This window comes from Pseudomonas sp. MWU16-30322, assembly GCF_020515535.1.
Lineage (GTDB): Bacteria > Pseudomonadota > Gammaproteobacteria > Pseudomonadales > Pseudomonadaceae > Aquipseudomonas > Aquipseudomonas fluorescens_H.
This window is the reverse complement of the sequence record NZ_JAIWYL010000004.1, coordinates 207,166-232,224: the sequence shown is the minus strand read 5'-3', so window position 1 is coordinate 232,224 and position 25,059 is coordinate 207,166. Positions and strand designations below refer to the sequence as shown.

22 protein-coding genes and 1 pseudogene are annotated in these 25,059 nt (G+C 62.7%); 17 read left to right on the top strand and 6 right to left on the bottom strand.

What is annotated here, in order from left to right; genetic code table 11:
• Positions 1 to 10: 10 nt before the first annotated feature.
• The 15 genes from LCH64_RS09660 (at position 11) to LCH64_RS09590 (ending at position 16,466) form a co-directional block, all read left to right on the top strand.
• A complete protein-coding gene (locus tag LCH64_RS09660; protein ID WP_201137187.1) occupies positions 11 to 757 on the top strand; it encodes a sugar transferase in 747 nt (248 codons plus the stop codon).
• Complete coding sequence (locus tag LCH64_RS09655; protein ID WP_003226287.1) at positions 757 to 1,404, top strand: CpsD/CapB family tyrosine-protein kinase; 648 nt, start codon at positions 757 to 759, stop codon at positions 1,402 to 1,404. The genes LCH64_RS09660 and LCH64_RS09655 overlap by 1 nt, the downstream gene beginning before the upstream one ends.
• A 21-nt stretch (positions 1,405 to 1,425) precedes the next feature.
• Positions 1,426 to 2,451 carry a polysaccharide biosynthesis/export family protein gene (locus tag LCH64_RS09650; RefSeq protein ID WP_226500081.1) on the top strand — a complete coding sequence of 342 codons (1,026 nt, stop codon included), beginning with the start codon at positions 1,426 to 1,428 and terminating at the stop codon, positions 2,449 to 2,451.
• Between the two features lie 17 nt (positions 2,452 to 2,468).
• Positions 2,469 to 4,061 (top strand): Wzz/FepE/Etk N-terminal domain-containing protein, encoded by a 1,593-nt coding sequence (locus LCH64_RS09645; RefSeq protein WP_226500080.1) that lies wholly within the window; start codon positions 2,469 to 2,471, stop codon positions 4,059 to 4,061.
• Complete coding sequence (locus tag LCH64_RS09640; RefSeq protein ID WP_201137184.1) at positions 4,058 to 5,149, top strand: glycosyltransferase family 4 protein; 1,092 nt, start codon at positions 4,058 to 4,060, stop codon at positions 5,147 to 5,149. The genes LCH64_RS09645 and LCH64_RS09640 overlap by 4 nt, the downstream gene beginning before the upstream one ends.
• Positions 5,146 to 6,516 carry an O-antigen ligase family protein gene (locus tag LCH64_RS09635; RefSeq protein WP_226500079.1) on the top strand — a complete coding sequence of 457 codons (1,371 nt, stop codon included), beginning with the start codon at positions 5,146 to 5,148 and terminating at the stop codon, positions 6,514 to 6,516. Before LCH64_RS09640 ends, LCH64_RS09635 begins: the two co-directional genes overlap by 4 nt.
• A complete protein-coding gene (locus tag LCH64_RS09630; protein WP_226500078.1) occupies positions 6,513 to 7,481 on the top strand; it encodes a glycosyltransferase in 969 nt (322 codons plus the stop codon). The genes LCH64_RS09635 and LCH64_RS09630 overlap by 4 nt, the downstream gene beginning before the upstream one ends.
• A complete protein-coding gene (locus tag LCH64_RS09625; protein ID WP_226500077.1) occupies positions 7,474 to 8,610 on the top strand; it encodes a glycosyltransferase in 1,137 nt (378 codons plus the stop codon). Before LCH64_RS09630 ends, LCH64_RS09625 begins: the two co-directional genes overlap by 8 nt.
• A 13-nt stretch (positions 8,611 to 8,623) precedes the next feature.
• Complete coding sequence (locus tag LCH64_RS09620) at positions 8,624 to 9,625, top strand: polysaccharide deacetylase family protein (RefSeq protein ID WP_226500076.1); 1,002 nt, start codon at positions 8,624 to 8,626, stop codon at positions 9,623 to 9,625.
• Positions 9,622 to 10,926 carry an oligosaccharide flippase family protein gene (locus LCH64_RS09615; RefSeq protein ID WP_226500075.1) on the top strand — a complete coding sequence of 435 codons (1,305 nt, stop codon included), beginning with the start codon at positions 9,622 to 9,624 and terminating at the stop codon, positions 10,924 to 10,926. Before LCH64_RS09620 ends, LCH64_RS09615 begins: the two co-directional genes overlap by 4 nt.
• A complete protein-coding gene (locus LCH64_RS09610; protein ID WP_226500074.1) occupies positions 10,923 to 12,842 on the top strand; it encodes a hypothetical protein in 1,920 nt (639 codons plus the stop codon). The genes LCH64_RS09615 and LCH64_RS09610 overlap by 4 nt, the downstream gene beginning before the upstream one ends.
• Before the next feature lie 176 nt (positions 12,843 to 13,018).
• Entirely contained in the window at positions 13,019 to 13,708 is a 690-nt protein-coding gene (locus LCH64_RS09605; protein ID WP_226500073.1) for an N-acetyltransferase, read from the top strand.
• Positions 13,709 to 13,712: 4 nt separating this feature from the next.
• Complete coding sequence (locus LCH64_RS09600) at positions 13,713 to 14,897, top strand: GNAT family N-acetyltransferase (protein ID WP_226500072.1); 1,185 nt, start codon at positions 13,713 to 13,715, stop codon at positions 14,895 to 14,897.
• Positions 14,869 to 15,669 carry a ChbG/HpnK family deacetylase gene (locus LCH64_RS09595; RefSeq protein ID WP_226500071.1) on the top strand — a complete coding sequence of 267 codons (801 nt, stop codon included), beginning with the start codon at positions 14,869 to 14,871 and terminating at the stop codon, positions 15,667 to 15,669. Before LCH64_RS09600 ends, LCH64_RS09595 begins: the two co-directional genes overlap by 29 nt.
• Before the next feature lie 104 nt (positions 15,670 to 15,773).
• Positions 15,774 to 16,466, top strand: a complete 693-nt coding sequence (locus tag LCH64_RS09590) for an N-acetyltransferase (RefSeq protein ID WP_226500070.1) — start codon at positions 15,774 to 15,776, stop codon at positions 16,464 to 16,466.
• 135 nt (positions 16,467 to 16,601) lie between these two features.
• Here LCH64_RS09590 and LCH64_RS09585 read toward each other — a convergent pair.
• Positions 16,602 to 17,409 (bottom strand): annotated as a pseudogene (locus LCH64_RS09585) (class I SAM-dependent methyltransferase).
• Positions 17,410 to 17,608: 199 nt separating this feature from the next.
• Positions 17,609 to 18,496, bottom strand: coding sequence for a LysR family transcriptional regulator (locus LCH64_RS09580; RefSeq protein ID WP_103483592.1), 888 nt, complete (start codon positions 18,494 to 18,496; stop codon positions 17,609 to 17,611).
• A 129-nt stretch (positions 18,497 to 18,625) separates the two neighbouring features.
• Here LCH64_RS09580 and LCH64_RS09575 point away from each other — a divergent pair, with 129 nt between their 5' ends.
• Together LCH64_RS09575 and LCH64_RS09570 are read left to right on the top strand one after the other, a co-directional pair.
• Positions 18,626 to 19,642: an alpha/beta hydrolase gene (locus LCH64_RS09575; protein ID WP_226500069.1), complete on the top strand. Its 1,017-nt coding sequence runs from the start codon at positions 18,626 to 18,628 to the stop codon at positions 19,640 to 19,642.
• Between the two features lie 176 nt (positions 19,643 to 19,818).
• Positions 19,819 to 21,246, top strand: coding sequence for a mechanosensitive ion channel family protein (locus tag LCH64_RS09570; RefSeq protein WP_226500068.1), 1,428 nt, complete (start codon positions 19,819 to 19,821; stop codon positions 21,244 to 21,246).
• Between the two features lie 200 nt (positions 21,247 to 21,446).
• On the opposite strand, the gene ycaC is transcribed toward LCH64_RS09570, so the two are convergent.
• The 4 genes from ycaC to LCH64_RS09550 form a co-directional block, all read right to left on the bottom strand.
• Complete coding sequence (gene ycaC, locus LCH64_RS09565) at positions 21,447 to 22,070, bottom strand: isochorismate family cysteine hydrolase YcaC (RefSeq protein ID WP_103520016.1); 624 nt, start codon at positions 22,068 to 22,070, stop codon at positions 21,447 to 21,449.
• Between the two features lie 66 nt (positions 22,071 to 22,136).
• Positions 22,137 to 23,975 carry an amidohydrolase gene (locus LCH64_RS09560; protein WP_103520015.1) on the bottom strand — a complete coding sequence of 613 codons (1,839 nt, stop codon included), beginning with the start codon at positions 23,973 to 23,975 and terminating at the stop codon, positions 22,137 to 22,139.
• Positions 23,976 to 24,005: 30 nt separating this feature from the next.
• Positions 24,006 to 24,632 (bottom strand): antibiotic biosynthesis monooxygenase, encoded by a 627-nt coding sequence (locus LCH64_RS09555; protein ID WP_003226324.1) that lies wholly within the window; start codon positions 24,630 to 24,632, stop codon positions 24,006 to 24,008.
• The gene (locus LCH64_RS09550) at positions 24,625 to 25,041 is read right to left on the bottom strand and encodes a DoxX family protein (RefSeq protein ID WP_226500067.1); all 417 of its coding nucleotides are present in this window, start codon (positions 25,039 to 25,041) and stop codon (positions 24,625 to 24,627) included. The genes LCH64_RS09555 and LCH64_RS09550 overlap by 8 nt, the downstream gene beginning before the upstream one ends.
• Positions 25,042 to 25,059 lie beyond the last annotated feature (18 nt).

Sequence of the window (25,059 nt, the reverse complement as noted above, 5' to 3'; positions counted from 1 at the left end):
GGAGGTTCTCATGACTGGACATGAACAAGGTGTACCGATCAATCAGATGCGTCGTGACAAGCGCATGGATCCCGAACACCGAATGCGCCTGGATACCGCCATCCACATGCAGGGTCGTGGCTGGTTGACCGGTCGCGACGGTGGCCGGCCATGGACGCTGTCACGCACCAACCGGGTGCTGGCCTGCTTCGGTGCGCTGATGATCCTGGTGGTGTTTTCGCCGCTGCTGCTGGGCCTGGCACTGACCATCAAATTCACCAGCCCGGGACCGGTGATGTTCGTGCAAAAACGCACCGGCTATCGCGGCCGCACGTTCGGCATGTACAAGTTCCGCACCATGGTCTGCAACGCCGAAGAACTGAAGGAATCGCTGCGCCACCTCAACAAGCACGGGGTCGACGCCATCGATTTCAAGATCGACAAGGACCCGCGCATCACCGGGATCGGCGGTTTCCTGCGGCGCACCAGCCTCGACGAACTGCCCAATCTGTTCAATGTGGTGAGCGGTGACATGCGCCTGGTCGGCCCGCGTCCGACCTCGTTCAACGCCTACCGCTACAAGGACAGCCATCTCGCGCGCCTGAGCATCTACCCCGGCATGACCGGCCTGTGGCAGATCTCCGGGCGCAGCAACATCGACTTCGACCAGCGCGTTGAGTTGGACCTCAGCTACATCGCCGAGCAAAGCCTTTTGCTTGATCTGAAGATCCTGTTGAAAACCCCCTTCAAAGTATTCAGCGGCCACGGAGCAAGCTAATGGACGGTTCAACCAACAAAAGCCTGAGCATTGCCAACCCCAGCGAATCGAACCTGATTTCGACCGTGCTGGATCTGGATCTGCGGATCCTGTTCCTGACCGCCGCCAACCCTGGTGCCGGCACCACCACCAGTGCGCTGGCGCTGGCCAGCCAACTGGCGCAGATGAGCAGCGGCCAGGTGCTGCTGGTCGACGCCAGCCAGTCGGCGAGCAACCTCACCCAACAGTTGAACCTGAGCAAGGAGCGCGGCCTGCGCGATCTGCTGTTCAACCCGGACAACCCGCCGCTGTTGCAGGACTGCGTGGTGCAGGTGTCGAGCCTGCCGTTCCATGTCCTGCCCAACGGTCGGCCGATCCGCACGCTGGAGCACCTGACTGCCGAGCGCCTGAGCCCGTTGCTCGATCAACTGGGCAGCCAGTACCGCTTTGTGGTGATCGACGGTGACGCGGTGTACTCCGCCGCCGACACGCTGGTACTCGCCACTCAGGTCGATGGCGTGGTGTTCGTGGTACGCGCCGAGGACACGCGCTGGGAAGTCGCCCAGGCCGCCGTGCAACGCCTGACGCAGGCCGGGGCAAAAGTGGTCGGCAGCGTCTTCAACCGGCGCAAGTACTACATGCCCAAATGGCTTTACAAAAACCTGTAAGCAAATGCGAAGGATGACGCCATGAACGCCAAGATACTTGTTCTGCTGATGCTGCCGCTTGCAGGCTGCTCCAGCACTTCCGAAACCCAGAACATGCCGGTGAACATTCTCACCGCCACCCCGGCCAACGCCCAGGCCACCGATATGCCGAAGATCGAGCAGACGTTGCGCCCGCAAGATGTGCTGGACGTGATCTTCCACATCAGCACCAGCGGTTCGGACGCCTACCGCGTGCAATCGGGTGACCAGATCGGCCTGAACTTCACCGCGGCCAGCCAGCTCAACGGCAATCAGTTGGTGCTGCCTGACGGCACCATCAACCTGCCTGGCGCCAACACCTCGGTGAAAATCGCCGGGCTGACCGGCGACGAAGCGCGCGAGGAAATCCAGCGTGCCTACCAGCGCAAACAACTGTTCCAGCCCAACCGCAATCAGCTGACGGTGCAGGTCATCAGTCCGCTGACCAATGAGCAGAACCTCAAAAGTGCCCTCAACCATCCCGCCACCGGTATGAGCCGTGAGATCACCGTGGGCAACGACGGTTACGCGAGTTTTCCGGAAATCGGCGCGGTGCCACTGCAAGGCATGACCATCAACCAGCTGGAAACCTTCCTCAACCAGAAGTACGCACAACTGCCAGGTCGGATGAGCGTCGATGTGATGCTCAAATCCACCGCCGGCAACGAGATCTATGTGCTGGGTGAAGTCGGCCAACCGGGTTCCTACCCGATCCGTCGCCCGGTCTCGGTGCTTGAAGCGCTGACCCTGGCCCGTGGCACCAACGTCAAGGCGCGTCTGGACTCGGTGGTGATCATGCGCCGCAACGGTAACCAGGTGCAGGCCGTGCACTACGACGTGGAAAAAGCCCTGTCGGGCGACGCGTCGCAAATCGCCTACCTGCAACCCGACGACATGCTGTTCGTACCAAAAACCAAACTGGCGAGTGCCGGCGATCTCGCCCGGCAACTGGCCGACGTGGTGTTGTTTCAGGGCGTGGGCTTCAGCTTCGGCTACCGCGTCGACAACAAAAGCAGCAGCAGTAACTGACTCTCAGGTGACCGATCATGAATCCAAAGGAAAACTACCTGCATGAGTTCTTCAGGATCTTCTTCGCCAACAAGCAATTGGTGAAACGGGTCTTCCTGATCTTTGCAGTCATCGCGTTGCTGCTGCCGCTGGTGCTCAAACAGAGCTTCGATATCACCGCCCAGGTGATCGTGCAGTCGAAAAAACTTTCCCAGGGTGACGCCACCACGTCACTGACGGTCGATAACGCCACCTTCATTCCGCCGTCGCTGGCGGACATGGAAACCGAGAGCAATATCCTGCGCTCGCCCGCGTTGATCCGGCAGACCATCAGTGAGCTGCGCGACAAGGGCGAATACAGCCCTCCGGTCGGGATGTTCGCCAAACTGATCGGCGATCCGTTCCGCCGTTATGTCACCTCGCCCCTGCGCCAATACGTGATCAACCCGCTGCGCAACATGCTCGGGCTGGAGACCGATCCGGTGCGCGACACCGTGCTCGACGGCCTCACTCAACAGGCCCTCGACAGCCTGAAGATCGAGACCCTGCCCGGCTCCAACGTGATCTCGATCGTCTACAGCTTTCCGGATCCGCATCAAGGCACGACGTTTGTCGCCGCCCTGCTGCAGAACTATCTGGTAAGCCGTCAGGCGCTGCAATCGATCGACCTGCCGCAATCCTTCTACGAAACCAAGAAGCACCTGTATCAGGTGCGTCTCGATGGACTGGAGGGCAATCGCCAGGCGCTGCTGGAAAGCGTCGGCTCGTCCGATCCGAAGGAAGAGATCACCTTTCGCCTGAACGCGATCAACACCGAAGAACAAGCGCTGAACCTGTACCAGGATCGCCTGTTGCAGAGCCAGCGCTGGCTTGAATACCTGAAAACCGCATTGGCCGCCGCCAGCACCAACAAGCTCAACGACTACACCTTCCCCTACACCTTCACCACCACCGTCGACAACGTGGCGTTCGAGGATCGGGAAGTCAAACAGTTGGGCGAGCAACTGACCACTCAGGTCAGCCGCTACATGAATGACCTCGCGGTGTTCCAGCCCGGCAGCGAGCCGATGCTGCTGACCCGCGAGCAGATCGCCCGCACCCGTCAGCAGTTCCTCAAAGTGGTGAGCAACCGCATTCAGGAACGCACCAACGACCTGGCCGTTGTGCAACAGGTGATCGATCAGAAAACCGCGCGCATCGCCGACTTCAAGAACCGCATCCACACCTTGCAGCAGACCCAGAGCAAGCTGCGGCAGATGGACACTGAAATCGACGCACTGCACACGGCGTTCTCGACCTACGCGCAACGCTTTGCCGAAAGCAGCACCGCCGGTTCACTCAACGATGACCTGTCGAACGCCAAGGTGCTGAGCCCGCCGTTCGAACCGACCGAGCCGGCGTTCCCCAAACCGCTGCTGATCATCCCGTTCGGGCTGTTCACCGGTCTGCTGTTGGCGATTGCCCTGGTCTATGTGCGTGAGTTCTTCGATCACCGTTTCAAACATCCGGCGCAAATTACCCACGAACTGGGTCTGCCGGTGTTGCTGGTGATCAACGACGAAAACGTTCTGCCACGCAATCCGCACAAGAACTGGACCGTGCCAAGCTTCGTGCACTGGGTGCGCAATTGAACACGCCGTCCACCCCGAACGCCGCTCTGCCGATCATTCATTTGCTCAGCAGCGGCGGCTTCTATGGGGCCGAGCGCATGTTGCTCGATCACTGCCTGGCGACACCGGGGCAGCACCAGGTGCTGTGTCTCGATGCACCACCCGCCTTGATCGCGCGCTTTCGCGAGGCCGGGGTGGACTGTCGTGGCTGCTCCGGGCTGGGCGAGTTGATGCGCCATCTACGTGCCCGGCGCAGCGAGCAACCGCTGATCAACACCCACAACTTCAAAGGGCTGTTGTTCGGTTGGGTCGGGGCGACGCTGTTGCGTCTGCCACTGGTCATCACCCAACACGGCTTCACCCCGCGCAGCCGCAAGCAGAAGTTCTACACCTGGCTGAGTCTGCAGTTGTGCCGCACCGCTTCGGTGGACCGGGTGGTGTGCGTGGCCGAGAGCATCGCCGTGCTGCATCGTCAGGCCAGCGTGCAGGCGGAAAAACTGCAAGTGATCCCCAACGGTTTACCGGCCGCCGCCGCGCTGGTCAGCACCGTTGACCGCCAGCGCTGGCTCGCCGGTTACGTCGGGCGTTTGAGCAGCGAGAAAGGCCCGGATCTGTTTCTCGATGCACTGATTCCGCTGTGTCACCAGCACCCGCAACTGGACGCGGTGATGCTCGGCGACGGCCCGGAACGTGAAGCGCTGCAAACACGCATCGACGCCGCCGGATTGACCCAACGGATTCGCCTGCCCGGTTACCAGACCGCCATGCAACCGTGGTGGCAGCAACTGGATGCGCTGGTGATCAGCTCGCGCACCGAAGGCACACCGATGATTCTGCTGGAAGCGATGCAGGCCGGCGTGCCGGTGGTGGCTTTCGCGGTTGGTGGCATTCCCGACGTGCTCGAACACCGCAATAACGGCCTGCTGGCGGCACCCGCCGACAGCTCTGCCCTCGCCCGCCAGCTCGACAACCTGCTGAGCGAGCCGAAGCTGGCCCGGCATTTGTGCGACAACGCAAAGCGTACGCAACAGGATCGCTACGACCTCAAGGCTTTGGCCGAACGCTGGTCGCAGCTGTACATCCGCACGGCACGGGAGGCACGCGCATGATTTTCCCGCTCTCGATCGTCACGCTGCTCGGTCTGGTGTGCATCGGTCTGCTCGCCAGCCCTTATCCGTTTCTGGCACCGGGCGCCGTCATTGCTCTGGTGGGTTTCTCGGTGTTGTACCGCAAGCCGACCTGGGGCCTGCTGGGCATCGCCGCGCTGGTGCCGTTCGAAGGCTTCTTCAAGGACAGTTCGCTGTCCGGGAGCAAACTGATCGGTGCCTCGCTGGCGGTGATCCTGATGCTGCAACTGGCCATGCATCAGATTCCCTCCGAGCGCCTGCGCAGCAATATCTGGCGGTTTCTGCTGTGGTTTCTGGTCCTGTATTTCCTCAGCCTGCTCAATACCGATGACATGGGTATGTCGCTGGGGCACCTACGTGAGCTGAGCGTCGGCCTGATCCTGTTTGTCATCACCCTGCTGATCGGCCGCGAACTGAACCTCGATCTGTTCGCCCGATTGGTGACCCTGAGCGTCAGCGCCACCTGCGCCATGGCGATGTTTTCGACCAAATTCCAGGATCAGGGCCGCGCCGCCGGGCTGCTCGAAGACCCCAACGCCTTCGCCCTGCTGATCGCCTTCGCCATTCCGCTGGCCCTGCTGCTGGTGATTCGCGGCCAAAACCTGTTGCACCGCTTGTTCTGGGGCGCTTGCTGCGTGCTGCTGCTCGGTGGCATGACCAAGACCGAGTCGCGCTCCGGGCTGGTGGTGGTGGCCTTGAGTCTGTTGATCGGCTGCTGGCACTACCGCGCGCAACTGACCCGGATTCGCCCACGGCACCTGGGTTTCGCCATGCTCGGCGCAGCGATCGTGATTCCGCTGGCGATCTACGCGATGCCCGCCGGTTACATCGCGCGCATTCAGTCCCTGAGCGTGTTGAGCGCCGGCGCCAAGGGCCACGACGACGAATCCCTCGGCCGACGTGCCTCGTACATCGTGGTCGGCGGGCAGATGATCCGCGAGAATCCGCTGCTCGGCTCCGGCCCCGGCACCTTCCCGCTGCACTACGCAACCACCGGCTATGCCAAGGCGTTTTCCGCCAACCGCAAGATCGGCGACCTGTACCGCCGCGCCCACAACACCTACCTGGAAATCTTCAGTGAACTGGGGATTCCCGCCGGCCTGTTGTTCGTCGGCATGCTCGGCCTGGGCCTGTACAACCTGATCCGCGCCCGCGCTGCGTGGATGCTGCGGCGCGACTGGCAGCAGGCAGACCTGATGACCCACCTCGGTGTGATTTTCCTGTCGTTGACCCTGTTCCTGATGTTCCTCAGCGCACCGAACCAGAAGTACGTGTGGATCATGCTCGCGCTGACCAGCGTGCTGCGCCTCAAGGCCGAGCAAGCGCCACTGACCGAGGCCAGAACATGAGCCGCATCAGCATCATCATCCCGATGTACAACGAGGCCCGGCACATCGGCCGCACACTGCTGGCGGCGCAAAAAGCCGCACATGTGGCCAATGTCGACTGCGAGTTGATCGTGGTCGACAACGGCTCGAGCGATGACGGCCCGCACATTGCCCGGCAGTTCGGTGCGCAGGTGCTGGTGCTGCCGGGCCTGCTGATCGGTGCGCTGCGCAATCGCGGTGTCCTGCTGGCAAGCGGCGAGTGGCTGGCGTTCATCGATGCCGACGTCGAAATGCCCGAAGACTGGCTCAGGCCACTGTTCGAACTGGAGGAAAGTGGTCAGGCCGATGTGTTTGGTCTGGATCTGCATACTCCCGCCGCTGCGCCGTGGTACGCGACGGCCTGGCAACGGCGCACGCTGCGCACTTCCGGGCAGGCGTCGCACACAGTGGACTGGCTGCCCAGCTCCAACTTGCTGATGCGTCGGCGCTGGTTCGAGAAGGTCGGCGGCTTCGACGAACACCTGCGCACCGGCGAAGACAAGGAATTCACCCTGCGCCTGAGCGAACAAGGCGCGCGCCTGTTGTCGGTGAACAACAACGTGGCCCTGCACTGGGGCTACGAGATGAACTGGCGTGAGTGGATGGGCAAGGAAATGTGGCGTCAGGGCAGTCATCTGCAACTGTTGCGCACCCACGGTTTCAGCCTGCGTCTGCTGCGCTTTCCGCTGCTGTCGCTGATGGCATGGCTGCTGGACTTGCTGGCGATTTCCGCGCTGCTCAACGGCTTTCCGCATCACGCAGCGGTCATGGTGATGCTGACCCTGATTCCGGCGCTGGTGCTGAGCATTCGCCAGAGTTCACGCCATCACGACATTGGCCTGACCCTGCAACTGTGGGGCCTGCACTGGGTGCGTCTGCACCTGGCCGGGGCGGCGCTCATTCTCAGTGTGTGTCATTGGAACGCCAGGAGGCCTGCCCGTGGCTGAATTCATTTTCTGGCTGTGCCTGCTGCTGCCGGTGTACGCCTACCTCGGCTACCCGCTGCTGCTGACGGTGCTGGCGCCGCTGTTCCCGGCCTGGCGCCACAGCCCGGCGCCGCCGCTGAACATCAGCATCGTGATCGCCGCGCACAATGAGGCGCGGCACATCGAGCACAAGTTGCGTACGCTGCTGGCGCAGGACTATCAGCCGGCCACGCTGCAGATCATTCTCGCCAGCGACGGTTCGACCGACGACACCGTGGCCTGCGCGCACAAAGTGATCGATTCGCGCATCACCGTGCTCGATCTGCCGCGCCTGGGTAAAGCGGCGACGCTGAATGCCGGCGTGGCCCTTGCCACTGGCGATATTCTGGTGTTCACCGATGCCGACAACCAGTGGTCGCGGGAAACCCTCGGCTACCTGCTCGCGCCACTCAGTGACGCGAATGTCGGCGCCTGCGCCGGGCACATGGTGATTCCGGTGACTGGCGGTGGCCTGAGCGTCGGCGACAGTCTGTACCGCCACTACGAAGGCTGGCTGCGCCGGGTGGAGAACCGCACCGGCTGCATGGTCTCGGCCGACGGCGCCCTGCTCGCCCTGCGCCGCGAGCTGTTCCAGAACGTGCCGGCGGAGGTCAATGACGACTTCTTTCTCAGCACCTGTGCACCGGTGGCATTCAAGCGCATTGTGTACGTGCCCGAGGCGCAAGTGATCGACCACGGTGTCGACGAAGCGGACAAACAATTCCGCCGGCGTCAACGCGTCACCGTCGGTGGCCTGCAAAGCCTCGCCCAGCGCAGTGAGCTGCTCAACCCACTCAAACATGGCCTGTATTCGATTGCGCTGATCAGCCACAAGCTGATCCGGCGTCTGGCACCGATCCTCCTGCTGCCATTGCTGCTGAGCAACTTCTGGCTGTGGGACGACCACGGTTTCTATCGACTGGCCCTGATCGCACAACTGTTCGGCTACGCCGTGGCGATTGCCGGACTGCTGGATTCACAACACCGGTTACCCAAACCGTTCCGCCTTGCGGCATTCCTGCTGGTGACGCTGGCAGGCATGAGCATCGGCCTGTGGCAATTCCTGCGCGGCCACCGTTACGCCCAGTGGAACCCTGAACAAAACCGTTGAGAGGACCGAAGCCATGGCGATCAAACAATTGATAAAACGTACCAGCGGCTGGCTTTACCTCAATTCGCCCGTAGGACGAAACCAGTTGCACGGTGCCGGGGTGATCCTGATGTTGCACCGGGTGCTGGACAACGACCGCGCTGCCGACCTGCCGCACCGCAATGAACTGTGCGTCGGCCCCAAGGCGTTCGACCACCTGCTGGTGTGGCTGCGTCGGCATTTCGATTGCGTGCCGCTGATGGATATCCTGACGCCCGGCTCAGCGCGCGACGAGCGCCCACGGGTGGCGCTGACCTTCGACGACGGCTGGCGCGACAACGCAGTCAACGCCTTCCCGCTGCTGCAGAAGCACCAGGTGCCGGCGAGTATTTTCCTCTCCACCGATTTCATCGGCAGCCGTCAGCGCTTCTGGTGGGAAAGCCTCGGCGAAACCCTGTGGGGCAGCCATGGCGAAAAGACCCGCCTGCACTTGATCGAATGCCTGCACGCGATTCATCACCCGGTGCCGGTGCTGGTCGACGACATTGACGTCGATCGCCGCAGCCTGTCGCTGCTGCATTACCTGCAAAGCCTGAAGAGCCTCGAACCGCAAATGCTCGAACGCCTGACTGACGAATGTCCGCCGGAATCGTTGCCGCAAGCGCTGGACTGGCATCAGGTACGCGCGCTGGAGGCCTCGGGACTGGTGCGCTTCGGCCCGCACGGCGCCAGCCATAAAATCCTCACCGAACTGGACGATGTGCACCTGAGCGAAGAAATCAGCCGCAGCCGTGAAGCCTTGAACAACGGCTGCAACCGGCCGCTGCCGGTGTACTGCTACCCCAACGGCAACAACGACGAACGCGTGCGCAAGCAGATTGCCGCGCACGACTACCGGTTCGCCCTCGGCACCGGCACCGGCATCTATCGCGGCGAAGGCGATCCGCTGAACCTGCCGCGTTTCGGTGTCAGCCAGCGCACCGCGCGTAATCCTGAGCTGCTGTCGTGGCGCATCTTTCGTGGCAACCGGCCATGAGCCGCAGCCACTATCTCAGGCATCTGGCACTGAGCATGGGCACCAAACTGGCGATGATCGCCCTGCGTCTGCTGCGTAACGTGTTGCTGGCGCGGATCCTCGGGCCGAGTGAACGGGGGCTGTTTGCGCTGCTCAGCACCTTGCCCGACCTGATCAGCGCCGCCACCAGTGGCGGGTTGAATTCAGCCGTCGGCTATCAGGCCGCCAAGCAACGGCCGATGGGCCTGCTGCTGAGTCAGGTGCTGGTGTTCGGTTGCTTGCTCGCCGGTCTGCTGACCTTGCTGGTGGTGGCGCTGGTGCGTGAGTTCGGCAGTGAGCTGGATGTGACTGTGCAGCTCGGTCTGCTGGCCTGGCTGTTGCTGCTGGCGGTGCCGCTGACCGTGCTGAAAAGCGGCCTGCTGACCCTGCACAACGCCTCCGGCGGCGTGGTCGCGTTCAACGCCTTGCGCCTGACCGAATCGCTGGCGCCGTTGCTGCTGTTTCTCGCGCTGTTCTGGATGTGGAAAAGCGCAGCGCTGGAAGCCGCGCTGATCAGTTGGCTGGCCGGGATCAGCCTGGTGGTGCTGGCCGGTTGGGTCTGGCTCAAACGCGCGCAACCGCTGCAGTTGCAATGGGATCGCGCCAGCCAGAACGAACTGCTGCGCTACAGCGCGCGCAGCCATCCGGATCTGCTGTTCCAGCAAGTTATTCTGCGCTCGGACTACCTGTTCATCGGCGCCCTGCTCGGCAGCACCGCGCTGGGTCATTACGCGATGGCCAGCGCCGCCGCCGAACTGCTGCTGATCGTCCCGGAAGCGGTGACCACGCCGCTGATGAAGCGCCTGCTGCAACAGGACGAAGGCATGGACAAGGTCACCCCGCTGGCCTTGCGTCTGACCGCGACAGTGATGCTAGCTGCGTGCCTGAGCATGGCAGTGATCGGCAACTGGCTGATCGTCACCCTGTTCGGCATCGCCTACCAACCGGCGTATCCGGCGCTGCTGGCGTTGCTGCCGGGGCTGCTCGGCTTGTGCTACGCGAGCATCCTGCGTCTGGATCTGCTGGGGAAAAACCGCCCCGGCTCGGTATCGCTGCTGATGGGCCTCGGTGCCCTGCTCAATCTGGCGCTGAACCTCGTGTTGATTCCGGCCTACGGGATCGTCGGCGCGGCGGCGGCTTCGTCCATTGCCTATCTGGCCGTCACCGTGGCGATGCTGGTGCTGTACTGCCGTTTGAGCGGCGTGGCGTTCTGGCAAACCCTGATCATCCTGCCCAGCGACATCACGCCGATGTGGCAAATGCTGCAACGGAAGGCCGCATGAAAGGCCTGGTCCTGCTGCTCGGTCTCGGCCTGTCGCTGGACGCCTTTGCCGCGTCGATGCGCTGGGGCGAGATCCGCGACGGCAGCCTGTACCTGCAAACCGATCGCCCGGACACCGTGACCGTGCGCTGGACCCCGGCGTGGCAGGCCGATGCCAACGAAGAGCATCTGTACCTGCTCGACGGCCAGGGCAAATTGCAGGACGAACGCTTGATCAAGGCCAGCGAAACCCGTGGCACCCAGAGCTGGGCGTTGCTGCCGGGTGCCGCCAGCTATCGCCTGGAAATTCCCGGCTACAGCTTCCGCAATTACCGGGTCGAGCACGACGACCGCACCGTCGCGCTGTTCGAGCCGGCCAAAGTGCATTTCAGCGCGCAGACGCAGAACGGCGACGAGTTATATTTCAAGGTCGCGCCGGGGGAACACGCGGTGCTCGCCGGCAAGTTTCATGGCGGGGTCAACGCGCTGCAGGTACAAAGGGTTGGCGATGACCGGCCACTGACGCTGGCGCTCAAACCCTATCGCGCCTATTGGCAGTTCGATCAACTGGCGCTGCCGGTCAGCGCGCGTGAACAGGTCTGGCGCCTGCGCCTGCAAGGCAGCGGCAAAGCGGCGTTCTGGCTCGACGGCACGGCCAATCGGTTTGCCCAGAGTCCGCAACAACTCAAGCCTGTGCGCGAAGAGACCGGTCAGATCCACCTGACTCTGCACGACAAAATCCTCGGGCGCACCCCGGATCTGGGCATCGCCCTGCCCTACGTGATGCCGCCCGCCGCCAGCCATGCCGCGCTGGATGCGCTGAAACCGACCGCCGCCAGTTACTACAGTTTTGTCGATGTCACGGCGAAGAATCCGCACTTCGAGGACGCGTTTCGTCTGGCTTATCAGGAGCGCTTCGGCATCCGTCAGGACATCACCCTGCTCGCCGGCAGCCAGCGTCAGGCCGATCTGCGCGCCGATGTGCAAAGCAATGGCGGGCTCGATGCGTGGCTGGCCAGCACCCGCGCCTTGGGCGGCAAAGGCACGCACTACATCGGTTTTGCCGACGAGCCGAACCTCAACTATTCGAGCTTCGAGCAATACCGGGCGATTTTCACCAGCATGGCCAGACAGGTGCGCAGCGATCCGGCGAATGCCAAGGCCGGCGTGCGCATCGCCATGCCGGCCAGTTCACGGCTGGTCAACGGGCCGTTCGCCGACAACGCGGCAGACAAACGCGGCATCGACTGGGCGCGGCGCTTGCTCGGTGAATCCGCCGAGCAGATCGACGCGCTGGCGTGGCACGAATGGATGATCCGCGACCTGCTCGCCACCCGGGTCTACCGCGACAGCGTGCGCCGCGCCGCCGAACTGGTCGGCCTCGACGCCCATGGCCAGCCGCGCAAGGCCTTGCTGCTGGATCAGACCAATCTGTCCAGCGGCTCCAGCCTCAGCCCTTACGATCAGGAGACCCATTACGCCTCGCTGTGGTGGGCCTCGGTGGTGATCAATGCCTCGCAGGACGGTTTGCTGACGATGCTCAACTGGTTTCAGGCCGCCGATGAACCGCAGTACCCCAAGGGCATGATCCAGGTCTTGGGCGCTGAGCGTTTCGAGCTGAAACCGGTCGGGCTGGCCCAGCAATTCATCGCGCAACACTGGCTGCACAAGGTGCTGTGGCTGGAGAACGATGGCTTTGAAGTCGATGTGCTGGCGATGGCCGGCGACGACCAGCGTGGCCTGCTCGGTGTGAACAAGGGCACGCGTTTGCAGCGTGTCGACCTGAGCGGCGCCAAGTGCCCGCTGAACAACGGTGCGTTGCGTTACTTCGGCGCAGACAACCGCAGCCGCGACGCGCCGTTTGCCTGTCGCGCCGGACGCGTCAGCTTCGACTTGCCAGGGGAAACCCTGTTCGCGTTGAGCTGGAGCGCGTCATGAATCCCAATTTCAGACAATGCATGGCGCAAACAAATGTGTGGCGAGGGAGCTTGCTCCCGCTGGGCTGCGAAGCGGCCCCAATACTTGCGACCCCATTGGCGACTGCTGCGCAGCCGAGCGGGAGCAAGCTCCCTCGCCACAGTCGTTCGCCCTGCGATAACGCCGGAGTACAGAACATGGGTACCGTCAGCAAACTCAGCGAACACATCAAACAAAAAGGCCTGCGCGCCACCCTCGGCAAGGCGTGGAAGCACTACGTGTTTTTCCATCAGGAACTGCTGTGGATGGAACGCGATCTGGTCAGTCCGGTGCCACCGCACAGCCTCAAACCGTATCCGCCACTGCGAGTGGTAAAAATCACCGCCGACAACGCCAGCGCCTTCGCCCGCTACTTCGGCGACCGCGTCGGGACCATGGCCGAGCTGGCCAACGAAGGGCATACCGGGCACATGCATCTGGACGATCAGGGCGATGCCGTGGCGTTCATCTGGGGCAGCGCGCGGGACTACTTCGACCGGCATTACTACGGCTGCCTGTTCCCGGTGAAACCCGGCGAGTTCTTCGAATTCGGCGGCGAGCTGACCCGCTCCTACTGGGGCACCGAACTGTCGGTGGACCTGCAACTGGAACTGTGGAAAGCCATGGCGGCCCAGGGCTGCGACAAGGTGGTGGACGTCTGCGAGTTCCACAACATCCCGGCGCTGAAACTGCACCTGCGCATGGGGTACACCGAGCAAGGCCGGATCATGAATGTCTACACCCTGTTCGGTCGCTGGCGCTTCTACCGCGAAACCCGCTACAGCGGTTCGCGCCTGGATGCGCTGCGCAAACCGTCCCGTCCACCTGTCACAGCAACGGCGGTCTGAGCCTATGCCGGCGCGATTCGAATGGCGCACTTCGCTGTGCGCCGCCGACTTCCCGGCAGCAGCCTATGAAGCGCTGCGCCTGCAAGTGACGGACCACACGCCGTTCAACCACCTGGACTGGTTGTGCGCGGCCGAGCAGGCACTCGACGAGAGTGAGCGCCTGCACATCCTGCTCGGTTGGGAAGCGGAAGAATTGCGTCTGTGCCTGCCGCTGGTCGCGGGCCGCGAGCGTTTCGCCGGGGTGCCGTTCCGCGTTCTGCATCACTTGGGGCATCCGCTGGCGGACCGGCTGGCGCTGTTGTCATTGCTCAAGGGCGAGGACATGCGCGAAGCCTTGCGCCTGATCCACCGACAGCTGCCGCACGCGCTGCTGCAACTCAACGAATTGTCCGAGCCTGCGGGTGAAGAAAGCGTGCTCACCGAATGGATGGCCCACAGTTCTACAGGCGAACGCCGTCTCAGTTGCCGGGTGCCGGTGCATCTGATCAGCGACGCCGATCATCAGGAAGTCTCCGGCGACCCGCGCTACAAGCTGCGGCGGGCGCGCAAACGGATTGCCGCGTGTGGCGCCCAGGTGCGGCGCATCACTCCCGACGCGCTGAGCATGGGTCCGCTGTTGCAGGCGATCAGCGAAGTCGAAGCGGTGAGCTGGAAAGGCGACGAAGGCGTGGGGATTTTCGCCAGCGAACGCAGTCGGCAATGGATCGAACGCGCCTTCACCGCCCTCGCCGGCCAGGGCCTGGTGCGAGTGGTGACGCTGGAACTCAACGGACGTTGCATCAGCTATCGCCTCGGGCTGCTCGAACAGGACCGACTCTACGATTACAACCTCGCGTTCCTGCCACAATACGCCGATCTGGGCAGCGGCCGTGTGCTGCTGGAGGAGTGGATTCGCTGGGGGCTGGACGAGCATTGGCGCTGGATCGATGCCTCGCGGGTCAGTCTGGAAAATTCCAGCCACCAACTGCACGAACGCATGACCGGACAACTGGAACACTGGCGCTGGAGTTTCTATTCCTGGCGCCCCAGCGGGATGTTGCTGGGGCTGGGGTTGCGGCTCTGGCATCGATTGAAACCGACGGTGCAGCAATGGCGAGCGCGGCGTGCAGCCAAACCGGCATTGCCCACCCCACCTGTCGTCATCACCACGGAGGGCGATCATGCCTCGCCAAGTCATAGTCAACGCTGACGATTTCGGGTTGAGCCCGAACGAAAACGCGACGATCTTCGCGGCGTTTCAGGCCGGGGTCATCAGCTCGGCCACAGCCATGGCCAACATGCCGGCGTTCGAAGCAGCCTGCGCGATGGCCCGGCATCCGACGCTGCAAGGTCGGGTCGGGTTGCACTTCAACCTGACTTACGGCCGGCCGTTAAGCACTTCGATCCTGCGCAGTCGTACCTTCTGCGATGGCCACGGCGTGTTCGATCTGAGCCTGCCGCGCCACAGTCTGTGGCTGAGTCGCGAAGATCGCGATGCGGTGCGTGAGGAGTTGCATGCGCAGTGGCAGCGCTGTGTCGAACATGGCGTGCGGCCGAGCCACATCGACTCGCATCAGCACGTGCACAACATCTGGCCGATCGGCGAAATCGTCGCCCGGTTTGCCGCCCGGCAAGGCGTGCCGGTTCGCCTGGCACGCAACCTGGGGCAGAACCTCAGTCTGCCGAAACGCCTGTTCAAAGGTTTGCTCAACTGGCGCTTGCAGACTCTGGCCGGGGCCACGGCGGACTACGTGTGTACCCCGGTGGATCTGCGCAACGACCCCGCGCCGACCGACGGCGTGCTGGAAATCGTTGCCCACCCGAATCAGCTCGGGAGCGATTTCGGTGATGCCTATCTCAACCCCGGAGAATCCCTGAGCCGCGTGCTAGAGCAGCGGCTGCCGGGCGTTCCACGGGTTTCCTATGCCGATCTGAACAAGGACTTTCTACGCGGTGCCGCGGCACTCGATCGACCTACATAACTTGCAATACTTTCGAAGATGGCGCTTCGAAACGGCATTGCAGGTGTGATCTATACCCACAAAAGCAACATCCACTACACCGGGCCTCGGCCACGGAGGGCAACATGAGTGTTATCGAAAAACTGCGCGAACGCATTCGTCAAAAGGGCCTCGGCCGACTCTTCGCCACCCTGTGGAAGCGCTACGTGTTCTTTCACTGGGAGCTGCTGTGGATGGAGCGCGATCTGGTCTCCCCGGTACCGCCACACAAGCTGCGCCCGTACGAAGGCTTGCGCAAAGTCGATATCACACCGCACAACACCGGGGCCTTCGCCAAGCACTTCGGCGACCGCGTCGAAACCATGGCCGAACTCGCCGCCGAGGGCCACACCGGACACATGTACCTCGATGCCGACGGTCATGCAGTGGCATTCATCTGGGGCAGTATTCGCGACTACCACGACCGCCATTATTACGGCTGCTGGTTCCCGGTCAAACCCGGTGAGTTCTTCGAATTCGGCGGCGAAATGGCCCGGCCGTATTTCGGCACCAGCCTGTCGGTGGACGTACAAGTCGCCCTCTGGGAAGCCATGGCCGCCCAGGGCTGCCACACCGTCGTGGACACCTGCGAAACCCGCAACATCCCGGCGATGAAACTGCACCTCCGCATGGGCTACCACGAACAGGGGCGCATCACCCACGTCTACGGCCTGTTCGGCCGCTGGCGCTTCTACCGCGAAACCCGCTATGACGGCTCACGCCTGGAACCACTGCGCAAACCGGAACGGCCGGTGGTGAGTGCGCCGGCGCAGGCGTGAGCCGACCTTGGAATCTGCGGCGGCAGTGAGGCCGCGTTCGCGAGCAGGCTCGCTCCCACAGGGATCTCGTGTACGACACCGATCAACTGTAGGAGTGAGCCTGCTCGCGATGGGGCCAGACGGGGCAACGAACTCTCAGGTCTTGCTGGCGACCAAGGTGAAGCACAACGGCATCTGCGCCTCGCGATTCAGGTACTGGTCATACACCTCTTCGCGGTTCGAGTGCGCATACTCCTTGAAGTGCGCGATGTTCAGCCCGGCCGCGATGGCACCGCTGAAGATCGCGCCGAGGGTGTGCACAAACCAATAGGACTTGGCGGCCTGCTGCTCGACCTTGCCCACGTAGACGATCGGTTCTTCCTGCACGAATGGCTCGGCGCGGAAGTAGGAGCTGGCGAGGCGGTACGGGTCTTCGCCTTCAGGATCGACCATTTCCAGAAACGGATGGGTTTCGTAGATCACCAGTTTGCCGCCCGGTTTGAGAGTCAGCGCGACATGGCGGAAGAACTCGCCGATGTCGGGCATCCAGTTCAGCACGCCGATGGTGATCAGCGCCACGTCGAAGCGGCTGTGCAGCGCAGCCGGCAGGTGATGGATATCGCTTTCGATGAATTCGGCGTTGTACGGCGAACGCTGATTCAACTCGCGGGCCTGTTCGAGAAACGCCTCCGATTGATCGACGCCGACCACACTGCGCGCGCCGAGGGCAAACAGCGACAGGCTTTCGCGGCCGTTGTTGCAACCGAGTTGAATCACCTCTTTACCGTCGACGCCGACCTGCTCCAGCAAGCCGCGCAAGGTATCGTCGAGGCAAGAGAAATCAGCCTGGGACACGTCGTTCAACAGCGCTTGCCATTCGGCCGACTCACGGTGATGACGAGCCGAATCGTTCCACGCCTGTGGGATTGCTGTCGATGGCGGTTTTATTGTTGGGCACTTCCATGGCGCACTCCGGTACTGCTCGTGATTGAGCGGTGCCGAGTGTAGAACGACCCGCTCAGTACGGTTGTGGCGACTTTGTAAGCCACACCGCCGATCCACTGTGGGAGCTAGCCTGCTAGCGATGGCGTCGGTACAGCCAACATCTTCATCGCCTGAACCACCGCTATCGCGAGCAGGCTCACTCCTACAGTTCGGAGCGCTTACATCTGGTTGAGGCGTTCACGCAAAAATTCGACCAGCGCCTGCACCGGGCGCGAAGCCTGGCGATGTTGCGGATACACCGCCGACAAGGTCAGCGGTTCAGTGCGGTAATCGTCGAGGACCGGCACCAGTCGCCCATCCTTCAGCGCCGCGCCAACGATGAACGTCGGCAGATAGGTAATCCCCATCCCCTGCACCGCCGCATCGCGCAGCAACTCGCCATTGTTCACCCGCATGCGCCCGGTGACGTTGACCAGCAGCGGCTTGCCCTGCCCCGCATTGAAGCGCCACTGCACCGAACGACCGTGGCCGTACGGCAGGCAGTCGTGGCTGTGCAGGTCTTCGGGATTGAGCGGTGTGCCGCGTTCGGCCAGATACGCGGGACTGGCGCAGTACACCCGTTCGATGGCGGCGATGCGCCGCGCGATCAGCGTCGAGTCTTCCAGCACACCGATGCGCAGCGCCAGGTCATAACCTTCGCCGAGCAGGTCCACCGGGCGATCGCTCAAATCCACCTCCACGGTGACCTCGCGATAGCGCTGCAGGAACAGCGGCAGCAGGCATCCCAGATGCGCCACGGCAAATGACAGCGGTGCACTGACGCGAATCGTACCGCGCGGCTCGGCGGTCTGCCCGGCGATGCCCTGCTCGACCTGTTCCACTTCGCCCAGCAGGCGCAGCGCCGATTCGTAGTAGCTCTGGCCCAGTGGCGTGACGTCGAGACGCCGGGTGGAACGGTTCAACAAGCGCACACCGAGGCGCTCTTCGAGCTGCATCAAACGGCGGCTGACGAACTGCTTGGACAGGCCCAACTGATCGGCCGCGGCGGTGAAGCTGCCGGAGTCCATGACCTGGCAAAAAATACGCATGTCTTCGAACGGGTTCATTGTCACTCTCTGGTAGACAGTCAAACGCTTTATAGCCGCTTTTTCACTTTTCGACAGCTCATTAATCTGTGCTCACGGTTTGAAAACAGCCCGACACAACACCAATAATTTTCGAAAAAGGAATTGAGCATGAACATCAAAAAGACCCTGACCGCATCCCTTCTCGCCCTCTCCGTCGGCAATGCTTTTGCCGCTGGCAGCCCGGGTGTCGAACACACCACCCAGGCCTTCCTCGAAGCCCTCGCCGCCGGCGGTGGCAAACCGCTGGAACATCTGAGCCCGAAAGATGCCCGTGCGGTGCTGACTGGCGCTCAGGCGTCGGTGAAAGTCGACCTGTCCGGGGTTGAAGTCAGCGACAAGGCGATCACCGTCGATGGCCAGACGATCCACCTCAAAGTGGTGCGTCCAGCCAAGGTCAAAGGCGAGTTGCCGGTGTTCATGTTCTTCCACGGCGGCGGTTGGGTGTTGGGCGATTACCCGACGCACCAACGCTTGATTCGCGATCTGGTGGTCGGTTCTGGAGCGGTCGCGGTGTACGTCGATTACACGCCGTCGCCGGAAGCGCAGTACCCGACAGCGATCAACCAGGCCTACGCGGCGACCCAATGGGTGGCTGAGCATGGCAAGGACATTGGCGTCGACGGCAAGCGTCTGGCGGTGGCTGGCAACAGCGTTGGCGGCAACATGGCGGCGGTCGTGGCGCTGATGGCCAAGGAACAGCAAACCCCGGCCCTGCGCTTCCAACTGCTGATGTGGCCGGTGACCAACGCGCAGTTCGACGACGGCTCGTACCAGCAGTTTGCCGAGGGCCACTTCCTCACCAAGGGCATGATGCAATGGTTCTGGGACAACTACACCACCAACCCGGCCGAGCGTGCGCAGATCCACGCCTCGCCGCTGAACGCCAGCAGCGACCAGCTCAAGGGCCTGCCCGCCGCGCTGGTGCAGACCGCCGAATTCGACGTGTTGCGGGATGAGGGCGAAGACTACGCACGGCATCTGGATGCGGCCGGCGTGGCAGTGACCTCGGTGCGTTACAACGGGATGATTCATGACTTTGGTTTGCTCAATCCGCTGAGTCAGATTCCGGAAGTGAAAGCGGCCGTGCGGCAGGCGGCGGCGGAGTTGAAGACGCATCTGAACTGAGGCCCCTCCCTCGCCACACCTGACGGTGTGGCGAGTTTTTTGCCTGACCAAATTCCGTGGCGAGGGAGCTTGCTCCCGCTGGGCTGCGCAGCGGCCCCAAAATTGTGTGAGCGCTGCGCACTCAAGCGGGAGCAAGCTCCCTCGCCACAACAGCGCTCATCATCGTGGAGCACATCATGTCCATCCTCCTCACCCACCCACTGTCCTGGAGCGCCGCCCTGCTGCTGCTCGACGCATTGCTCTGGCACCTCGCCCTGTTCCAGCATCGCGCACCGAGAGTCGGTATTCGCCTGGCGCTGTTCCTTGGTTTCAGCGCACTGATCATCAACGCCGAGATCAGCCCGTTGCAGGCGCCGTTGTTCGCCGATGACCCGGTGATGCAACTGGGCGCGACGGCGCTGGGAATTGTCTGGTGGCTGTACGCCGCGCGTGTATTGACCGAAGTGATCGGTCTGGCGCTGATGCGGCGCATCGGGCACAGCGGTCGGCTGTTGCAGGACGTGATCGGCGCGCTGGTGTTTCTGGCGGCGATCGTGGCGGCCGCCGGTTACGTGCTGGAGCTGCCGGTCAAAGGTTTGCTGGCGACCTCCGGGGTGGTGGCGATCGTCGTCGGTCTGGCGCTGCAAAGCACCTTGAGCGACGTGTTTTCGGGGATCGTGCTCAACACCACCAAACCGTATCAGGTCGACGACTTCGTGGTGATCGACGGTGTCGAGGGCAAGGTGCTCGACATCGACTGGCGCGCCACACACCTGCTGACCAGCACCGGCACGCTGGCGGTAGTGCCGAACTCGGTGGCGGCCAAGGCGAAGATCGTCAATCTCAGTCGTCCGAGCAACCTGCACGGCGTCTCGATCAGCCTCAAGGTGCCGAATCACATTCGCCCACGACGGGTGCTCGACGCCCTCGACCGCACCCTGCAGGGCAGCAGCAGCCTGCTGCTCAATCCGCCGCCCAAAGCCGTGTTGAAAGAGGCCGGTGAGGAGATGTCGGAGTATGTCGCCAGCGGTTTCATCAGTGAACTGAGCAACAAAGGCGAAGTGCGCAATCAACTGTTCGACCTCGCCCACCGGCATCTCGAAGCCGCAGGGATTTCCCGGCATCCAGATGGCGTGATCGAACCCTCGACCCGCGCCCGCGCGTTGCTCGATGAAGTGAAAGTCTTTCGCTCGCTGAGCCATGAAGAACGTGATCGCCTCGCCGAATCGATGGTCGCGCAGCAGTACGCGGCCGGTCAGGTGGTGCTGGATCTGAATGAAGTGCCCGACAGTCTGTTTGTCATCGCCACCGGCGTGGTCAGTGCGACCGTGCCCGATGGCAACGGCCAGACCGAGGCCGGGCGCATGGGGCCGAGCGAGGTCATGGGCGAACAGAGCATCCTCGCCGATACGCCGTCGCAAGCCACGTTCACCACGCTGACCTCGAGCATCATCTACCGCCTCGACAAAACCCTGGCGCGCCAATGCATGGAGCAGCGCAGCGAAGTCGGCCAGGCGCTGAACAAATTGCAGGCCGTGCGACAGCAGAGCAGTCGGCTGGCGCTGATGGCGAAACCGGCGGCGGTACGCAAGGGTGGTTTTTTGGGTTGGCTGCAAAAGCGCTAGCCCTATCAGACAGTTGAACGCCAAACCTTGTGGCGAGGGCGCTTGCTCCCGCTTGAGTGCGCAGCGCTCACAAGATTTCGGGGGACTGCTGCGCAGCCCAGCGGGAGCAAGCTCCCTCGCCACAGGAGGTGGTGGATTGCGCCTCTTTTTACTGCACATGAAAATGCCCGCAATCAAGCGGGCACTTTCAGTTCAAGCAATTACTTGGCAGTGAACTTGGTGTAGCTGTTGATCAGGTTGCGGTAGTTCGGCAGGCGCTCGGACAGCAGATGCGCCAGGCCTTCCATGTCGTTACGCCAATCGCCTTGCAGCTCGCACGCCACTGAAAACCAGTTCAACAGTTGCGCACCGGCAGCGGACATCCGCGCCCACGCCGCTTGTTGCACGGTGGTGTTGAAGGTGCCGGAAGAATCGGTGACCACGAACACTTCATAACCTTCGGCGATGGCCGACAAGGTCGGGAACGCCACGCACACGTCGGTCACCACACCGGCGATGATCAGCTGCTTGCGACCGGTGGCCTTGATCGCTTTGACGAAGTCTTCGTTGTCCCAGGCATTGATCTGGCCTGGACGCTGAATGAACGGCGCGTCCGGGAACTGCTCGCGCAGCTCAGGCACGATCGGGCCGTTCGGACCGGCGTCAAAACTGGTGGTGAGGATGGTCGGCAGCTTGAAGAACTTGGCGATGTCGCCCAGTGCCAGCACGTTGTTCTTGAACTCGTTGGGGGTGAAGTCCTGCACCAGCGAGATCAGACCGGTCTGGTGATCGACCAGCAGCACGACCGCATCATCTTTGTTCAGACGCTTGTAGGGAACGCTCATGGGAAACTCCTTGGGTGGATGTTGCAAGAAGCGCCGTGCCGGTTGGCCGGCGCTTTTTTGTAGGGATCAGAAAGCGAAACAGGAACAGCCGAACGCGCCCCAGAAACCGGCGAAGTCGCTGACCGGTGCGTTCGACAGACGCGCTTTTTCATGGCTGTGCGAGTGCACTGCGCAGGCACCGACGCACTGGTGCACTTGCGCCTGCAACGGCGAGTTCGGCCGCCAGTGGCCCGGCACCTTGACCACCGGCGACCAGTCCGGCAGCACGGGGATCGAGCGGGGGCCGAGGTCTTCGAAATCGCCGGCGGCGTAGACGATCTTGCCGCCGACCACGGTCAGCACCGACTCGATCCACTTGATTGCTTCTTCCTCGACATGGAAAAAGTCCGCGCTCAGCGCCGCCAGATCCGCCAGTTGCCCGACCTTGATCTGGCCCTTGTTGCCCTGCTCGGAGGAAAACCAGGCGCTGCCGTGGGTGAACAGTTCCAGTGCGGTGGTGCGTGGCAGACCTTCTTCGTACAAGGCCAGACCACCGACGGTGCGGCCGCTGACCATCCAGTACAGCGAGGTCCACGGGTTGTAGCTGGACACCCGCGTGGCATCGGTGCCGGCGCCCACTGGCACGCCCTCGGCAAGCATGCGTTTGATCGGCGGCGTGGCTTCGGCGGCTTTCGCGCCGTAGCGGTCGACGAAGTATTCACCCTGGAACGCCATGCGATCCTGAATCGCGATGCCGCCGCCCAGCGCCCTCACCCGCTCGATGTTCTGCGGGGTAATGGTTTCGGCGTGGTCGAAGAACCACGGCAGACCATTGAATGGAATGTCGCGATTGACCTTCTCGAACACGTCGAGCATGCGGCTGATCGATTCGTTGTAAGTGGCGTGCAAGCGGAACGGCCAGCGCTGCTCGACCAGATGGCGCACAACCGGTTCCAGCTCCTGTTCCATGGTCTGCGGCAGGTCCGGGCGCGGTTCGAGGAAGTCTTCGAAGTCGGCGGCGGAGAACACCAGCATCTCGCCGGCACCGTTGTGCCGCAGGTAATCGTCGCCTTGGTGCAACTTGACGCTGCCAGTCCAGTTCTGGAAATCGCTGAGCTCTTCTTTCGGTTTCTGGGTGAACAGGTTGTAGGCGATGCGCACGGTCAACTGGTCGTCCTTGGCCAGTTGCTCGATCACCTGATAGTCATCCGGATAATTCTGGAAACCACCGCCGGCATCGATCGCGCTGGTCAGGCCGAGGCGATTGAGTTCGCGCATGAACTGCCGGGTCGAGTTGACCTGGTATTCCAGCGGCAGCTTCGGCCCCTTGGCCAGCGTCGAGTACAGAATCATCGCGTTGGGTTTTGCCACCAGCATGCCGGTCGGGTTGCCGTTGGCATCACGCACGATCTCGCCGCCCGGCGGGTTCGGCGTGTCGCGGGTGTACCCGGCGACGCGCAGCGCGGCGCGGTTGAGCAGCGCGCGGTCGTACAGGTGCAGAACGAACACCGGGGTGTCCGGTGCCGCCTGGTTGAGTTCTTCGAGGGTCGGCATGCGTTTTTCGGCGAACTGGAATTCGTTCCAGCCACCCACCACGCGTACCCATTGCGGAGTCGGCGTACGGTCGGCCTGCTCCTTGAGCATGCGCAGCGCATCGGCCAGCGACGGCACGCCTTCCCAACGCAGTTCGAGGTTGTAGTTCAGGCCGCCACGGATCAGGTGCAGGTGCGAGTCGTTGAGACCGGGGATCACGCAGCGACCGTGCAGGTCAATCACTTGCGTGGCCGAACCACGCAGGGCCATGGCCTGGGTGTCGTTACCGACGACGACAAAGCGTCCGTCCTTGATCGCCACCGCACTGGCCAGCGGTTTGCTGCGGTCTACGGTATGAAATTGGCCATTGAACAGAATCAGATCGGCGTTCATCGCAGTTCCTTTCGAGTAGATGAATGGGGTTCAGCGTGACGGCTGTTTCGCGGGCTCGACGTGAGCATGGGCCTGACCGGCTTCCAGCCACGGCGCGAACAACCGGGTCACGCGGGGCATGAACACGTACACCACCGACAGGACGATGGTCAGGGTGATCAGGAACGTGGCGACCACGTAGTTGGAAAGCAGCGGATGCAGCTTGAGCAGCGGCCCCCAGATCAGCGGCACCAGCAGCGTGTGCGGCAGAATCACCAGCAGGGTGATCACCGCTTGCTTCCAGCGCGGCGGCGGCTTCGCGGCATCGGCCAGCGGCGCGAACCAGAATTCGTTGACCGGCGCGACTTCGGTCTGGTCGCCATCGGCGAGCATCGGCGCTGCTTCATCCACCAGCGCCTGCCGCTGCGGCGACTCCAGCCACAGCTGCATGGCCTCGGTGGAGCAAAAACGCAGCACGCAGGTATACGTGTCGAGGCCTTTGAGCTTGCCGCGCACCACGTCAACCCCGAGGTGACCGTCGCGCTGCCCGGCGACCCTGACGATGTTGCGCAACCACGCCTCGTAAGGCTGTTCAAACCCGGCCTTGACCCGATGCTTGACGATCAGGGTCACGGTTTCACCGACCCCCGGTGCTTTTGGACTCAGGGCTTCAGGCATAACGCAGCACTCCGGGCAGACGAACATTGAGCGCCAGGCGTCCCGGCCCGGCGATAAACACAGTGGCGAACAGGATCAACAGCAACCAGCCGAATTGCCCCTCGGCCACACTCCATTGCGGATGCACGACCAGCAGCGCCACCAGCAGAACAAAAAGAATAGGCAAGCAAGCCAATCGCGCCAGCACTCCGGCGACGATCAGTAGCGGGCAGAGCACTTCGGCGAAAATCGCCAGGCTGAGGGTGAGGTGCGCGCCAAGGTGGAAAGGGTCTTCGATCTGCTGCAATTGCGCGTTGAAGTTCAACAGCTTGGGCAAGCCGTGCACCCACAGCAGAAACAATCCGCCGCTGACCCGCAGAAACAGCAAACCGGCGTCGCGCGCCCGTTCATCCTTTCGAGAAGCGTTCATGACCTCACCCTTTCTTTC

What these genes read in the sequence shown, in the direction of transcription:
- LCH64_RS09555 (WP_003226324.1), bottom strand. Translation starts at nt 24,632, where the DNA reads ATGCCTGAAGCCCTGAGTCCAAAAGCACCGGGGGTCGGTGAAACCGTG.
- LCH64_RS09575 (WP_226500069.1), top strand. Translation starts at nt 18,626, where the DNA reads ATGAACATCAAAAAGACCCTGACCGCATCCCTTCTCGCCCTCTCCGTC.
- LCH64_RS09610 (WP_226500074.1), top strand. Translation starts at nt 10,923, where the DNA reads ATGAAAGGCCTGGTCCTGCTGCTCGGTCTCGGCCTGTCGCTGGACGCC.
- LCH64_RS09605 (WP_226500073.1), top strand. Translation starts at nt 13,019, where the DNA reads ATGGGTACCGTCAGCAAACTCAGCGAACACATCAAACAAAAAGGCCTG.
- LCH64_RS09595 (WP_226500071.1), top strand. Translation starts at nt 14,869, where the DNA reads ATGCCTCGCCAAGTCATAGTCAACGCTGACGATTTCGGGTTGAGCCCG.
- LCH64_RS09600 (WP_226500072.1), top strand. Translation starts at nt 13,713, where the DNA reads ATGCCGGCGCGATTCGAATGGCGCACTTCGCTGTGCGCCGCCGACTTC.
- LCH64_RS09645 (WP_226500080.1), top strand. Translation starts at nt 2,469, where the DNA reads ATGAATCCAAAGGAAAACTACCTGCATGAGTTCTTCAGGATCTTCTTC.
- LCH64_RS09655 (WP_003226287.1), top strand. Translation starts at nt 757, where the DNA reads ATGGACGGTTCAACCAACAAAAGCCTGAGCATTGCCAACCCCAGCGAA.
- LCH64_RS09660 (WP_201137187.1), top strand. Translation starts at nt 11, where the DNA reads ATGACTGGACATGAACAAGGTGTACCGATCAATCAGATGCGTCGTGAC.
- LCH64_RS09635 (WP_226500079.1), top strand. Translation starts at nt 5,146, where the DNA reads ATGATTTTCCCGCTCTCGATCGTCACGCTGCTCGGTCTGGTGTGCATC.
- LCH64_RS09570 (WP_226500068.1), top strand. Translation starts at nt 19,819, where the DNA reads ATGTCCATCCTCCTCACCCACCCACTGTCCTGGAGCGCCGCCCTGCTG.
- LCH64_RS09550 (WP_226500067.1), bottom strand. Translation starts at nt 25,041, where the DNA reads ATGAACGCTTCTCGAAAGGATGAACGGGCGCGCGACGCCGGTTTGCTG.
- LCH64_RS09620 (WP_226500076.1), top strand. Translation starts at nt 8,624, where the DNA reads ATGGCGATCAAACAATTGATAAAACGTACCAGCGGCTGGCTTTACCTC.
- LCH64_RS09650 (WP_226500081.1), top strand. Translation starts at nt 1,426, where the DNA reads ATGAACGCCAAGATACTTGTTCTGCTGATGCTGCCGCTTGCAGGCTGC.
- LCH64_RS09615 (WP_226500075.1), top strand. Translation starts at nt 9,622, where the DNA reads ATGAGCCGCAGCCACTATCTCAGGCATCTGGCACTGAGCATGGGCACC.
- LCH64_RS09580 (WP_103483592.1), bottom strand. Translation starts at nt 18,496, where the DNA reads ATGAACCCGTTCGAAGACATGCGTATTTTTTGCCAGGTCATGGACTCC.
- ycaC (WP_103520016.1), bottom strand. Translation starts at nt 22,070, where the DNA reads ATGAGCGTTCCCTACAAGCGTCTGAACAAAGATGATGCGGTCGTGCTG.
- LCH64_RS09630 (WP_226500078.1), top strand. Translation starts at nt 6,513, where the DNA reads ATGAGCCGCATCAGCATCATCATCCCGATGTACAACGAGGCCCGGCAC.
- LCH64_RS09590 (WP_226500070.1), top strand. Translation starts at nt 15,774, where the DNA reads ATGAGTGTTATCGAAAAACTGCGCGAACGCATTCGTCAAAAGGGCCTC.
- LCH64_RS09560 (WP_103520015.1), bottom strand. Translation starts at nt 23,975, where the DNA reads ATGAACGCCGATCTGATTCTGTTCAATGGCCAATTTCATACCGTAGAC.